At 33.6% G+C, this 14,388-nt stretch carries 12 protein-coding genes and 1 tRNA gene; 5 read left to right on the top strand and 8 right to left on the bottom strand.

The features are described 5' to 3' along the window. Positions 1-2: 2 nt before the first annotated feature. Both mutL and RM538_RS00410 read right to left on the bottom strand, forming a co-directional pair. Complete coding sequence (mutL, locus tag RM538_RS00415; RefSeq protein ID WP_311331414.1) at positions 3-1,829, bottom strand: DNA mismatch repair endonuclease MutL; 1,827 nt, start codon at positions 1,827-1,829, stop codon at positions 3-5. Beyond that, positions 1,829-2,116 carry a riboflavin synthase subunit beta gene (locus tag RM538_RS00410; protein WP_311331413.1) on the bottom strand — a complete coding sequence of 96 codons (288 nt, stop codon included), beginning with the start codon at positions 2,114-2,116 and terminating at the stop codon, positions 1,829-1,831. The genes mutL and RM538_RS00410 overlap by 1 nt, the downstream gene beginning before the upstream one ends. Before the next feature lie 159 nt (positions 2,117-2,275). Here RM538_RS00410 and RM538_RS00405 point away from each other — a divergent pair, with 159 nt between their 5' ends. Next, entirely contained in the window at positions 2,276-2,692 is a 417-nt protein-coding gene (locus tag RM538_RS00405; protein WP_311331412.1) for a lipocalin family protein, read from the top strand. Positions 2,693-2,696: 4 nt separating this feature from the next. On the opposite strand, the gene RM538_RS00400 is transcribed toward RM538_RS00405, so the two are convergent. The 4 genes from RM538_RS00400 to RM538_RS00385 are packed head-to-tail and all read right to left on the bottom strand — an operon-like array spanning position 2,697 to position 7,795. After that, positions 2,697-4,094, bottom strand: coding sequence for a TolC family protein (locus tag RM538_RS00400; protein WP_311331411.1), 1,398 nt, complete (start codon positions 4,092-4,094; stop codon positions 2,697-2,699). A gap of 3 nt (positions 4,095-4,097) precedes the next feature. Then, on the bottom strand, positions 4,098-5,450 hold the full coding sequence (locus RM538_RS00395; protein ID WP_311331410.1) for an HlyD family secretion protein: 1,353 nt from the start codon (positions 5,448-5,450) through the stop codon (positions 4,098-4,100). An 11-nt stretch (positions 5,451-5,461) separates the two neighbouring features. After that, positions 5,462-7,120 carry a peptidase domain-containing ABC transporter gene (locus RM538_RS00390; protein WP_311331409.1) on the bottom strand — a complete coding sequence of 553 codons (1,659 nt, stop codon included), beginning with the start codon at positions 7,118-7,120 and terminating at the stop codon, positions 5,462-5,464. Positions 7,121-7,123: 3 nt separating this feature from the next. After that, the gene (locus tag RM538_RS00385) at positions 7,124-7,795 is read right to left on the bottom strand and encodes a TetR/AcrR family transcriptional regulator (RefSeq protein ID WP_311331408.1); all 672 of its coding nucleotides are present in this window, start codon (positions 7,793-7,795) and stop codon (positions 7,124-7,126) included. A gap of 158 nt (positions 7,796-7,953) precedes the next feature. On the opposite strand from RM538_RS00385, the gene RM538_RS00380 reads away from it, so the two are divergent. Genes RM538_RS00380 through RM538_RS00365 form a run of 4 tightly spaced genes read left to right on the top strand, consistent with a single transcriptional unit; the run spans position 7,954 to position 13,851 of the window. After that, positions 7,954-8,403, top strand: coding sequence for a MarR family winged helix-turn-helix transcriptional regulator (locus RM538_RS00380; protein ID WP_311331407.1), 450 nt, complete (start codon positions 7,954-7,956; stop codon positions 8,401-8,403). A 3-nt stretch (positions 8,404-8,406) separates the two neighbouring features. Continuing rightward, on the top strand, positions 8,407-10,815 hold the full coding sequence (locus RM538_RS00375) for a 3-hydroxyacyl-CoA dehydrogenase/enoyl-CoA hydratase family protein (RefSeq protein WP_311331406.1): 2,409 nt from the start codon (positions 8,407-8,409) through the stop codon (positions 10,813-10,815). A 26-nt stretch (positions 10,816-10,841) separates the two neighbouring features. Next, positions 10,842-12,032 carry an acetyl-CoA C-acyltransferase gene (locus RM538_RS00370; RefSeq protein WP_311331405.1) on the top strand — a complete coding sequence of 397 codons (1,191 nt, stop codon included), beginning with the start codon at positions 10,842-10,844 and terminating at the stop codon, positions 12,030-12,032. 19 nt (positions 12,033-12,051) lie between these two features. After that, positions 12,052-13,851 (top strand): acyl-CoA dehydrogenase FadE, encoded by a 1,800-nt coding sequence (locus RM538_RS00365; protein ID WP_311331404.1) that lies wholly within the window; start codon positions 12,052-12,054, stop codon positions 13,849-13,851. Positions 13,852-13,942: 91 nt separating this feature from the next. On the opposite strand, the gene RM538_RS00360 is transcribed toward RM538_RS00365, so the two are convergent. Then, positions 13,943-14,224, bottom strand: a complete 282-nt coding sequence (locus tag RM538_RS00360; protein ID WP_311331403.1) for a hypothetical protein — start codon at positions 14,222-14,224, stop codon at positions 13,943-13,945. A gap of 51 nt (positions 14,225-14,275) precedes the next feature. Next, positions 14,276-14,351: transfer RNA gene (locus RM538_RS00355), tRNA-His, on the bottom strand. Positions 14,352-14,388: the final 37 nt, after the last annotated feature.

Here is a 14,388-nt window from a genome sequence, read left to right as displayed (position 1 = left end):
ATTTAAAACTTTTTATCAAAATCTGATGCTTCCATAGTCATAAGCACCGGTTTATTTTTTGGTGAAACACTTGGCTCTTTACAAGCAAATAATTGGTTTACAAGGTGCTCTTGCTCTTCAGTAGTTAATACTGTTCCTGTTTTTACTGCCATGCTTTGTGCCATACTTTGTGCAAGGATATCATTTTGACTAAAACTAGTATCTGGCACATCTTCTTTAATATCACTTAATAATTGCTCAAAAATAGGACTTACTTGACTTTCTTGAATACTAATAGGGACTCCAGTAATTTCTATTTCACTATCATTTTGTGTAGAAAACAAGAAGCCAGTATGCTCCAATTGCTCTTGAACTTTCAATAATAACTTTATATCTGGTTGTGAAAATTGCAATACTAAAGGAAATAATAATTGCTGGCTCACAGCTTCTTTAACAGTAATATTTTTTAATAATTCTTCATACAACACTCTTTGGTGTGCACGATGCTGATGTATTACCATCATCCCACTCTTAATAGGACTAATAATATATTTATTTTGTATCTGAAAGGTAGCTAATGATGTTTTGGTTACTTGCGTTTCATCAAACAAAGCTCCGGTTACTTCTTCACTTTCAAAAGTAATATTTGCTGGTTTACTCTCTAATCCTGTATATAAAGACTCCCACGCTGGCGTATGTTCCTTTTTTAAAGAAGTATGTTTCTGTTTTACGACTGTGTCAGGTTTAAAAGGATTAAATGATGGGTCTACTTCAATCTTGGGAGCAATTGGGTTCTTTTTGCTATACGCATAAGGTGTATCAAACCCAGAATCTTTATTAAAATCTAATACAGGTGCAATACTAAACTGCCCAAGACTATGTTTAATAGTAGCTCTGAGCATTGCATAAATAGCATGTTCATCATCAAACTTAATCTCAGTTTTAGTTGGGTGAATATTAATGTCTATGGATTGTGGATTCACCTCCAGGTATAAAAAATAACCAGGATGCAAACCTTCTTTTATTAATCCTTCAAAAGCAGCACTAACAGCATGGTTAAGATACCCACTTTTTATAAATCGATTGTTCACAAAGAAAAATTGCTCACCCCTACTCTTTCTAGCAAATTCTGGTTTTAACACAAAACCAGAGACTTTTACTATCTCTGTAAACTCTTCAACAGGAACTAATTTTTCATTTGCTTTATTTCCAAAAATTCCAACAATGCGCTGTCTGTAATTTTGCGATGGTAAGGTAAAAACAGCATCCCCGTTATGAAGCATTTTAAAAGCTACGCTTGGGTGTGCTAGAGCTACCCTATGAAACTCATCAATAATATGGCGGGTTTCCACAGGGTTGCTCTTTAAAAAATTTCGTCTTGCAGGAATATTATAAAAAAGATTTTTTACGGCAATAGTAGTTCCCGTAGGGACTACCGTAGCTTCTTGAGAGACAACGGTACTGCCTTCTATTTCAATTTTAGTACCAATCTCGTCTTGTTCTCTTTTAGTTTTTAAATCTACATGAGCAATGGCAGCGATAGAAGCTAGGGCTTCGCCCCTAAATCCTTTCGTGTTTAGGTTAAATAAATCTTCGGCAGCTTTAATTTTTGAAGTAGCATGACGCTCAAAAGATAATCGAGCATCAGTAGTACTCATTCCTATACCATTATCGGTTACTTGAATAAGTGTTTTACCTGCATCCTTAATTACTAGTGTAATTTCAGAAGCATTGGCGTCTATAGCATTTTCAAGGAGTTCTTTTACTACTGAAGCAGGACGTTGTACAACCTCTCCGGCAGCAATTTGATTAGCAACGTGATCTGGTAATAACTGAATAATATCCGTCATTAGAATCCTTGAAAGAAAATAGATAAATCAAATTCGATAATAAAAAGAAAGATGAGTAAAAAAATAGCAAAAATGATAAGAATTGTACGATTGGCCCTCTTATTTTTAGACTCACGTAACTCTTGCCACGCCGTTTTAAAATTAGATTTTAACCCTTGTTTACCAACAGTAGTCCTATACTTATCAAATTTGTGTTCAATTTCAAAAGGACTCCCCTCTTTATCAGATTTGTAATAACGAGGGCTGTAGCTAAATTTTTTATTTTTACGTTTGCTTATTAATCCCATAATTCTAGTGTTTCAAAGTTACTTAAAATACCGCAGTTTGTTGTATATATTAACAACTTTTACGGGTGCTTACTTCTGAAACTACAAGGACTGTTCCAATTTCACACCTGTAACATTTTGTTAATACAAACATTACAGTTTTTTTAGTATCTTGAAATTATGAAAAAATTAGTAGCAATAGTTAGTATCATAGCATTTACAATAGGTTGTTCTGAATCTGAAGATAATCTTGAGGTAACCCAAGAAAATTTAGTAGGAAACTGGAAACTCATTCAAGCATATAATGACCCCGGAGACGGAAGTGGTGATTTTGAACCTGTCCAAGATGGATATAGGTTTACATTAAATGAGGATGGAACTTTTACTTCTGAAAGATTAATAGAATGTGCCACAGGAACTTATACTATTGAAGACAATACAAAGCTAGTTTTTAATTACGATTGTGATAACTTTACTGAAGTTTACATTGACATCATTCGGTTTTCGGGAAATGATTTAATTACTTCTCCAAGAGAGCCCTTTGCATGTATTGAAGGTTGTAGTAAAAAGTTTAGTAAAAATGGTCTCTTTTTCTAAGCAGTTACTCTATTAAATCTACCATCAAACTATTGAATAGCTTTGCCTTAGACACAAACATTTTATTCATAATTTCATTAGTTTTTAATTTGGCATCTATCAAACTTTTCTCTCTAGAATTAATTAAAAATATAGAGCTTTCCCCAAAACTTAGTTTACGTTCTTCGGCAGCTACTAGTTTTTCATAATCTAGAACTATATTTTGTATGAGGTTTATTTGGTTATCATATGAGTTTATTTCATTGTATATAGCTGTAATCTTATTTTTTATTTCTAGTTCTTGGCTAGTTAGCTCAAAAGTAGCGTCTTGTACTTTAAACTTTGCCAACTTTAAGTCTCCTCGTTCTTTTCTAAGAAATAAAGGAAATGATATTTGCAGTCCAGCCTTGTAATTTGCTGTATTAAAGCTATTGGCGATTTCTGGTGTCTGACTCAAAAAATTGTATTCCAAATCTACTTTTGGTAATAACTTATTTGCCTTTAATCTTTTATCTACTTGTAAATTCTCTAATTTATTTTCTAAGGATTTTAATTTAGGGTGAGTAGAGATATCAAAATCACTAAGAGGTTTATTTTCAATTTGCAATGCAGCATCAATAGCAATTAATAATTCAACATCTGGAATAACTTTTTCTTCTAACTCTAAAGGAATATTGTTTTCTATCCATAAAAAATTAGAGAGTTCTAATTTTTTCTTTATCAAACTAAGTCTTGCTTGTTCTAAACTTAGCTCTCTATTCTGGACAATTATTTTCGCTTCTACTGTATCTATAGCAGCACGTTCTCCAACTCTTGCACTTTTTGCTATCCCGTTAAATCGAGTTCTAGCATTCATCAGAAAAGAATCATATATTTTCACTTCGTTATAACTTTTAAGCCAATCAAAATATGCCAGAGAGGCTTTAAATAATATTTTGTTGACCAATAAATCTCTATCTGCTTTTGATTGTTGGTTAAAAAACTTAGCTTTCCTTAAGGTAGCCATCCTATCATTAACCAATAATCCTTGCGCTAAGGAAAGGGAGACTCCAGCGCTATATAGGCCATCTACAGGAACATTATTTTGTGGATTAAGAAAAAGCCCTGTGTTTTCTTCAAAATCTGCTTTAAACTCAATTCCATACCAGATTGGGATTTTAAAAGTTGCATTCAATAAATCATAGTACTCTCTTTCCTTAAACTTTTTACGACTATAATCTACTTCAATTTTAGGGTCAAATCCCCCTCTAGCTCTCAATAAATTTGCTTCACCAATTTCTAGGGTTAATTCAGCTTGCTTTACAATAGGATGGTGTTTTTTTACATACCCCAAATACTCTTTAAAAGTAAGTACAATAGTATCGGGTTGTGCTGTAAGTCCATACGATAACCACAAAAAACTATAAAAAATAAACTTCTTCATTAATTACTTTTTTTTGTTATCTACTTGATTGTTTTCTGGTTGGTAATAATTTGGAGGAAAACCATTAAGTTTTCGCCATAATTCAAACCAAATAGGAACATCCTCCAGTAACGCTAGTGTAGTTGCACCAGACCCAACTCTAATATCTTTAGGCCAAGGGTGGTCATCAAGGTCTGGGGCAAGTAAGACCCTATACTTTCCATTATCGCTTATAAAGTTTTCAATAGCAATTACTTTCCCCCCGTAAGTTCCATATGATAAATTAGGCCATCCACTAAAAATAATGGCCGGCCAACCATCAAACTGTATCCTTACCTTCTCCCCCTTATGCAACAATGGCAAATCTATGGGCTCTACATAAGTTTCTACTGCAAAATCAAAGTTTGAAGGCATAATATTTACTAGTTGTTCTCCTTCCTTAAATGTTTCTCCTACACCGCTCTTAATAGCTTTATTAATAAATCCATCTTGGGGAGCTCGAACGTAAAGAAGACTATTTCTTATCTCATAATTTGTAAAATCATTTTCTAACTTAGATACCTGTGCTTCTGTATCAAACCTACTCGACTCTGCTGTAAATTTATCGCTCTGAGCTTTTGATATTTTGTCTGTATACTCTGCTTGGATTCTACTAATCTCTACTTGTGCGTTGACAACGTCGTTTCTAGTCGCTAACAATTTGTTTTCTTGTGAAATTAACTTAGCCTGAGTTTCTTGCAGTTTTAAACTTTTTTCTTCTACATCTGTAACTGCTTTTAGTCCTTCCTTTTGAAGAGTAAGAGTACGGTTGTATTGTCTTTCGGCAATAGACAAATTTGTTTCAGCGGCTTTTAAATCTATACTATCACTCTTAACTTTAAGTTTAGATTGTAAAAGTTTATTTCTAGCTTGTTCAAGTTTTAATTTTTTTTCATTGTATAATGCACCTATCTGATTTTCTAAAGATTTAACCTTATTTTCATACGATAAGATGGAACGTGTCTTAGCATCAATCTGCTGTCCAGTTCTTGATACAAGGTTTGGGTCAAAATATTCACTTTTTACTTCAGAAATAAAAAGAATTGTATCTCCTTTCTTAACAAAATCTCCTTCGCTTACATACCATTTTTCAATTTTACCAGGAATGGGAGATTGTATTGTTTGTGGTCGTTGGTCTGGACGTAACGTAGTTAAATATCCTTTTCCTGAAATATTTTGTGTCCAAGGTAAAAACATAAAAATGAGAACAATAACAGCAAATATTTTTAGAAAATTATTAAAGTGTCTATAATGCCTTTTATGAAAGACCTTCTTACTAGATTTATAGTTATCTATTGAAACTTTTTTATTAAGTTGATTATGAGTAATATTAAGCATCTTCTTATTTATTAAATAATACGACCATTTTCAATGGTAATCTTATTAGTAATTACTTCTTCCCATTTTGTATTCTGGCTTACAACAACTAAGCTCCAAGGATTTTCTTTTTTAGTAAGAAAATCTATGATCTTATTTTGATCTTTAATATCTAATTGATCTAGTGGTTCTTTTAAGATTAATAACTTTGGTTTACTTACTATACTTCTTGCTAGTACAATTTTTTTACTTAATGAGTATGAGAGTTGCTTCCCTTCTGGATATAAAATAGTCTGCAACCCCTTTTCTTTGTTTTTTACAAATTCTGTTAAACCTATATTATCAAGAGCCCAATACACATCTTCTAACGGAATAGATTCGTCCCCAAAAGTGATATTTTCAAGGATGGTACCTTCAAAGGGAGTTTCATCCATAAGAGATTGCCCAATAAGCCCTCTATATTTGTTTATTTGAAGGTTTTGTAAAGAGATTTCATTGGCAAAAATTGTTCCTGAGGTAGGCTCTAGTATTCCAGCAATAATTCGCAAAAGTGTTGTCTTACCAGAACCATTACTACCCTTAATTAACGTATTACTCCTTGGAGGAATTTTCAAAGAAATATTTTCTAGTATTTTTTTATTATCAACTGGAGCAATGTAGTCTACTTTATTAAGTTCAATTGTAAGATCTTCATTTAACAAAAGTGGATCTTGCCCTTCTTGTGACTCTAGTTCTTTATCAACAACTTGGCCTAGTTTTTCTAAAGAAGTAAGAACATCATAAAAGGTTTCAAGACCTGTGATAAGTTTTTCTACAGAGCCAATAATCAATAAAATAATAATCTCAGCAGCAACAAATTGTCCAATATTCATTTCTTGATTTAAAACCAACAATCCACCTATTAATAAAAGTCCTGCAGTAACAAGAACTTTAAAACCAATCATTTTTATAAACTGAAATACCAGAACTCTAAAATGACTTTCTCTAGCATCTAAATAATCTGCAACTAAAGCATCGTTTTTTTTCATAGCAAGGTTGGTTTTACCCGATAGTTTAAAGCTTATAATAGACCTTGCTACTTCTTGTATCCAATGTGCGACCTTGTACTTATTTTTAGACTCTTCTAGGCTAGTTAACAACCCTTTTTGAGCTGAAAATTTAAACAAGATATAGATAAGCCCAACTAGTAAGAATCCATAAATTATGAAAAAAGGATGGTAAAAAGACAGTAAGATTAATCCAAAGATTATTTGAAGTAAAGCAGCTGGGAAATCAACTAATATTTTTGAAACCCCCTTTTGAATAGTTAATACATCAAAAAATCGATTCGCAAGCTCGGGTGGATAATAATTTCTTAGCTCACTCATTTTAATTTTTGGAAATCTATATGCAAATTCAAAAGAAGCTCTTGTAAAAATCTTTTGTTGAATATTTTCTATAATTCTAAATTGCATTAACTGAAGTAGTCCAACAAAAATAATCCCTATCGTTACCAAAACTACTAGTACAATCCAAGATGTACTTATTTGTGCTCCTTGAATTAAATTAATAATTGCTTGAATTCCTAGAGGTAAAGACAAACTTACAATACCAGCAAAAATTGCATAATAAAAAATTTGCAATACATCTTTTTTATCAAGTTTTAATAGATTAACAAGTCTTTGCCAAGAAGAAAATGTTTTCTTAGTCATGCTCTATCCTTTAAGATTGGTAAATATTAAATGTTTAAAATATGCAGTTGGTAAAACACTATCGCAATCTGTAATTGAGGGGAAGTGATCCTTAAGATAATGTTGATGCAATACACCTTCTATTAAAGTACTAGCTAAACTTAGTGGATAAGGATACTCTTTATTTACTAAATGTATCATATCACTAAAACGAATAACTAGTCGCTTATATATTGCAAAAAAACCTTCTTTATTTTCATCATCAACCTCTTTTGTTAAATAAGATTTAGAGTATTCATTAATAATAATTCTATGTAAAGCAACTTCATTAACATGCGTAAATGAAGAGTCAACTTCTACAGTTCGGGCAATTGTTTCTATAGCTTTATCTAGCTTTTCTTTTGGATTGGCAATATTAGATGTCGAGAATACTAATTGATACTCAATCCAACTCCAATACCAAGAGGCCAAATACAATAGAAGCATATGTTTGTTTTCAAAATATCTATAAATAGAACTCTCATTAGATCCAATCTTGACTCCTAGTTTTTTAAATGTAAAAGCATCAAATCCAATTTCGTCTATAAGTAAAATACTTTGCTCTATAATATTCTTACCTAATTTAGAGGACTCTGGGTCTTTTTTAAAGACTTTATCGTTCACAATAATTTTAATAGACTTAAGTAAAGTATCCATATTTGATATAACTTTATGCAAATATAATAGTATTACTATTAATTTTGTTTGCATTGTGATTATTTTAAGAAATCTCTTTTAAATTTATTATGCATGCATAGTATTTTTTCTTATATTTGACTTCTGAAATTTTCAGAAAACACTAACCCATTCTATTTATGAAAGAAAAAACAATAGATTACATATTACGCGCAACATGGATGAGTGTTACAAAAATGTATAATGAAGAAGCGAGTAAAAAAGGGAGTACAATGGCTACAGGGTTTGCACTTATTAGTATTGATCCAGAAGAAGGAACTCCATCAACTGCATTAGGCCCTAAAATGGGCATGGAAGCAACAAGTTTGTCTCGTACGTTAAAAACAATGGAGGAAAAGGGTCTTATAGAAAGAAAACCTAATCCCCTGGATGGTAGAGGTGTTTTAATACACCTTACCCCTTTTGGAAAAGAGATGCGAGAATTTTCAAAAAATGTAGTATTACAGTTTGATGAAGCTGTAAAAGCTAGTATTTCTCCAGAAGAATTAGCAACCTTTAAAAAGGTAGCCAACAACATATTAGAATTAATTAATTCAAAAAAAATTTACGACTTAAAAAAAATAGCATAAAACATGTCAAAAAGAACAATAAATAAAATTGCGATTATTGGTTCGGGTATCATGGGAAGTGGTATCGCTTGTCATTTTGCAAATATTGGTGTAGAAGTTTTACTATTAGACATCGTTCCAAGAGAACTTACAGATGCCGAAAAAGCAAAAGGACTTACGTTAGAGGACAAAGTAGTACGTAATCGTTTAGTAAACGATGCGTTAGCTACTTCAATAAAATCTAAACCTGCTCCATTATACCATAAAGATTTTGCAGATAGAATTACAACTGGTAACCTAGAAGACGATATTGCCAAGGTAGCAGATGTAGATTGGATTATGGAGGTTGTAGTTGAAAGACTAGACATAAAGCAACAGGTGTTCGAAAAACTAGAGAAACATAGAACTCCAGGAACGCTAATTACATCTAACACTTCTGGTATTCCTATTAAATTTATGAGCGAAGGTCGTTCTGAAGATTTTCAAAAACATTTCTGCGGAACACACTTCTTTAATCCTGCACGTTACTTAAAGTTATTCGAAATTATTCCAGGACCTAAAACAGATACTACCGTTTTAGAGTTTTTAAATAACTACGGAGAAAAGTTTCTAGGTAAAACATCGGTTGTAGCAAAAGACACGCCAGCTTTTATTGGAAATAGAATAGGAATCTTTAGTATTATGAGCTTATTCCATACTGTTAAAGAAATGGGATTAACTATAGAGGAAGTAGATAAATTAACAGGACCAGTAATTGGTCGTCCTAAATCTGCAACTTTTAGAACTGTAGACGTAGTAGGGCTAGACACCCTAGTACATGTAGCGAATGGTATAGCAGAAAACTGTCCAGACGATGAACGTCATGAACTCTTTAAGCTTCCAGGCTTTATTAACACCATGATGGATAATAAATGGTTGGGAAGTAAAACAGGTCAAGGGTTTTATAAAAAAGTAAAAGGAGATGATGGAAGGTCTAAAATTCTTTCTTTAGACTTAGATAGCTTAGAATATCGTGATGGAAAAAAAGCAAAATTTGCTACCTTAGAATTAACAAAGTCTATAGACAATGTAGCAGATAGGTTTAAAGTCCTTGTAAAAGGAAAAGATAAAGCTGGTGATTTCTATAGAAAAAGTTTTGCTTCACTTTTTGGATACGTAACACATCGTATTCCTGAAATATCTGATGATTTATACAAAATTGATGATGCAATGAAAGCAGGTTTTGGTTGGGAGCATGGCCCCTTCCAAATATGGGATGCTATAGGAGTAGAAGCTGGATTAGAAATAATGAAAAATGAAAGTATTGAAGCTGCTTCTTGGGTACAAGAAATGATTAATGCCGGTAACACTTCATTCTATACAGTAAAAGATGGGGCTACCTATTACTACGATATATCTAAAAAATCACAAGAAAAAATACCTGGACAAGACGCCTTTATTATTTTAGACAATATTAGAAAGTCTAAGGAAGTATTTAAAAACTCTGGAGTTGTTGTTGAAGATTTAGGTGATGGCATTCTTAATGTAGAATTCCAATCTAAAATGAACACCATTGGAGGTGATGTTCTTGCTGGTTTAAACAAAGCTATTGATCTGGCAGAAAAAGATTTTGCAGGTCTTGTTGTAGGAAACCAAGCTACTAATTTCTCTGTAGGTGCAAATATTGGAATGATCTTTATGATGGCTGTAGAACAAGAATATGATGAGCTTAATATGGCTATTAAGTATTTCCAAGATACTATGATGCGCATGCGTTACTCATCAATCCCAACTATTGCTGCTCCACATGGGATGGCTCTTGGAGGCGGATGTGAATTATCAATGCACGCCGATAAAGTAGTTGCGGCGGCAGAAACATATATAGGCCTTGTAGAATTTGGTGTTGGAGTAATTCCTGGCGGTGGAGGCTCTAAAGAAATGGCTTTGAGAGCCCAAGACACTTTCAAAAAAGGAGACGTAGAATTAAATACACTCCAAGAATATTTCTTAACTATTGGGATGGCAAAAGTAGCTACTTCTGCATATGAGGCATTTGATTTAGGCATACTCCAAAAAGGAAAAGATATTGTTGTAGTAAATAAAGATAGACAAATCGCTACCGCAAAAGCCTATGCTAAATTGCTAGCAGATCAAGGATACACAAAGCCAGTAAAGAGAAAAGACATTAAAGTTCTTGGTAAACAAGCATTGGGTATGTTTTTAGTAGGAACAGACTCAATGGAAGCAAGTAATTACATAAGTGAACATGATAAAAAGATAGCAAATAAACTAGCATATGTAATGGCTGGTGGTGACTTATCTGAGCCAACAGAAGTTTCTGAGCAGTACTTATTAGATCTAGAAAGAGAGGCTTTTTTGAGCCTTTCTACTGAAAAGAAAACGCTTGAGCGTATTCAACATATGTTGAAAAAAGGGAAACCATTACGTAATTAAGGTATTAGTAAAAAAAAAACAGAAAAATGAAACAAGCATATATAGTAAAAGCATATAGAACAGCTGTTGGAAAAGCACCAAGAGGAGTATTTCGGTTTAAAAGAGCCGATGAGTTGGGTGCTGAAGTAATTCAGCATATGATGAAAGAATTACCCAATCTTGATGTTAAAAAAATTGACGATGTTATCGTAGGTAATGCAATGCCCGAAGGTTCTCAAGGACTTAACATGGCGAGATTTATATCTCTTATTGGATTAAATAGTGTTGACGTACCTGGTGTAACTGTAAATCGTTTTTGCTCCTCAGGGATTGAAACCATTGGTATTGCTACAGCAAAAATTCAAGCAGGTATGGCAGATTGCATAATTGCTGGAGGATCTGAAAGCATGAGTAGCGTTCCTATGACCGGTTTTAAACCCGAACTAAACTACGAAACTGTAAAAGCAGGTCATGAAGAATATTACTGGGGAATGGGAAATACAGCAGAAGCTGTCGCAAATCAGTTTAAGGTTTCTAGAGAAGACCAAGACGAGTTTGCCTACAATTCTCACATGAAGGCATTAAAAGCGCAATCTGAAGATCGTTTTCAAGATCAAATTGTTCCAATTAATGTTGAGCAAACATACATTGATGATAACGGAAAAAAAGCAACAAAGAATTATACAGTAACTAAAGATGAAGGACCTAGAAAAGGAACTAATAAAGAAGCATTAGCAAAGTTACGTCCTGTATTTGCACAAGGAGGGAGCGTAACCGCTGGTAATTCTTCACAAATGAGTGATGGAGCCGCTTTTGTAATGGTTATGAGTGAAGCTATGGTCAAAGAATTAAACCTTGAACCAGTTGCAAGATTAGTTAATTACGCTGCGGCGGGTGTTGAGCCACGTATTATGGGTATAGGTCCAGTAAAAGCAATTCCAAAAGCACTAGAGCAAGCTGGACTTAGACAAGATGATTTATCATTAATTGAATTAAATGAGGCTTTTGCTTCACAATCGTTAGCAGTAATTAGAGAACTTGGGCTTAATCAAGAAATAGTAAATGTAAATGGGGGAGCTATAGCACTAGGACACCCTCTAGGTTGTACAGGAGCAAAACTCTCAGTTCAGTTATTTGATGAGATGAGAAAAAGAGAGATGAAAGGTAAGTATGGAGCAGTAACAATGTGTGTTGGTACTGGACAAGGAGCATGTGGAATTTTTGAATTTTTGAATTAATAAAAAAACCAAATATAAAATGGACACAATAAATAAAGATATACTCCGCGGTGGTCAGTTTTTAGTTAAAGAAACAGACTGTATGGACATTTTTACTCCAGAAGACTTTTCGGAAGAGCAAAAAATGATGAAAGAATCGGTTACAGATTTTGTAGATAGAGAAATCTGGCCTCACAAAGAACGTTTTGAAAAGAAAGACTATGCGCTAACTGAAGAAGTAATGCGTAAGGCTGGTGAACTTGGTTTACTAGGAATTGCAGTTCCCGAAGAGTACAATGGTTTAGGGATGGGTTTTGTAACCACGATGTTAGTTTGTGATTATATCTCTGGAGCCACAGGGTCTATTGCTACTGCCTTTGGAGCGCATACTGGGATTGGTACAATGCCAATAACATTATATGGTAACGAAGAGCAAAAGAAAAAATACGTGCCAAAATTAGCAACAGGAGAATGGTTTGGCGCATACTGTTTAACAGAGCCTGGAGCAGGTAGTGATGCAAATAGTGGTAAAACAAAAGCAGTCCTTTCAGAAGATGGTACACATTACAAAATCTCTGGACAAAAAATGTGGATTTCTAATGCAGGTTTCTGCAATGTATTTATTGTTTTTGCTAGAATAGAGGATGATAAAAATATTACTGGATTTATTGTAGAAAACGACCCAAGTAATGGTATCACTATGGGAGAAGAGGAGCAAAAATTAGGAATTCACTCCTCGTCTACTCGTCAAGTATTTTTTAGTGATACAAAAGTTCCTGTAGAGAATATGCTTTCAGAGAGAGGCGCTGGTTTTAAAATTGCTATGAATGCATTAAATGTAGGGCGTATAAAATTGGCTGCAGCCTGTCTAGATGCACAACGTAGAGTAATTACCGAAGCCACAAAGTATGCTAACGAGCGTATTCAATTTAAAACACCTATTGCAAAATTTGGGGCAATACAATCTAAAATTGCTGAAATGGCTACTGCTATGTTTGTGGGTGAAAGTGCAAGTTATAGAGCAGCAAAGAATATAGAAGATAGAATAAGCATAAGGCTTTCAGAAGGCAATACGCATCAAGAAGCAGAGCTAAAAGGAGTTGAAGAATACGCAATAGAGTGTTCAATACTAAAAGTTGCTGTTTCTGAAGATATCCAGAATTGTAGTGACGAGGGAATCCAGATATTTGGAGGAATGGGCTTTAGTGCAGATACTCCAATGGAAGCTGCTTGGCGTGATGCACGTATCTCACGTATCTACGAAGGAACAAATGAAATAAACCGAATGCTAGCCGTAGGTATGCTTGTAAAAAAAGCAATGAAAGGACATGTAGATTTACTTGCACCAGCAACCGCTGTTGGTGAAGAACTACTTGGAATTCCATCTTTTGATACTCCAGATTTTTCTGAAACACTTTCAGAAGAAAAAGATATCATAAAAAGATTGAAAAAAGTATTCCTAATGGTTGCAGGAAGTGCCGTTCAAAAATTTGGTCCAGATTTAGAACAACATCAACAATTACTAATGGCTTCTGCAGATATCTTAATTGATATATATATGGCAGAAAGTGCTGTGTTACGCGCAGAAAAAACACATAAAAATGGTGGCGCTAACGCAGACTATCAAGTAGCAATGGCGCAGCTTAATTTATACCATGCAGTAGATAATATTACTAGAAGTGCTAAAGAAGGTATTGTAAGTTTTGCTGAAGGCGACGAACAAAGAATGATGCTTATGGGCTTAAAACGTTTTACAAAATATCAAAACATGCCTAATGTTGTAGCATTACGAACTAAAATTGCTGAAAAGGTAACAGAAGAGAATAAATATCCTTTTTAAGGATAAACACATTTAAAGTAAATTCCTTTCATAATTTGGAATTTGGTTAGTTAGTTGAGAAAACCGTTCTTTCGAGAGCGGTTTTCTGTTTTTAACTACCTGCAATAGGACTTCCAAAAATACCAACGGCTAGCTCAGCCCACACTAATATAAATAGAGTGATTATAGCAATTAATAATACAATACGTCTTCTTTTGGATGTTATCTTCTTAGAGAAAAATAATATAAATGCTCCCATAACTAAAAGCATTACTGTAGCTACTATAAAGTCTAATAGATTCCATTGTACCTCATCTGTAAATTGCATAGCAAGAAGTGGTATCAGTAAAATTCCGAAGACTGAGATCAATAAGTATTTTAATTGATTTTTCATGCGTAAATACAAGATACAAAAAAACCCTTCAAAAAGAAGGGCTTTTAAAATGGGTGGAAGACCGGGTTCGAACCGGCGACTTTCGGTACCACAAACCGACGCTCTAACCAGCTGAGCTACAACCACCATGTTGCTTTTATAATTTAAAGCGGATGCAAATATAC

Origin of the sequence: Patiriisocius hiemis (genome assembly GCF_031846325.1) — a bacterium.
In the GTDB taxonomy this organism is placed as follows: domain Bacteria; phylum Bacteroidota; class Bacteroidia; order Flavobacteriales; family Flavobacteriaceae; genus Patiriisocius_A; species Patiriisocius_A hiemis.
The sequence above is the reverse complement of the archived record's forward strand: the minus strand, read 5'-3'. Positions and strand labels throughout refer to the sequence as shown.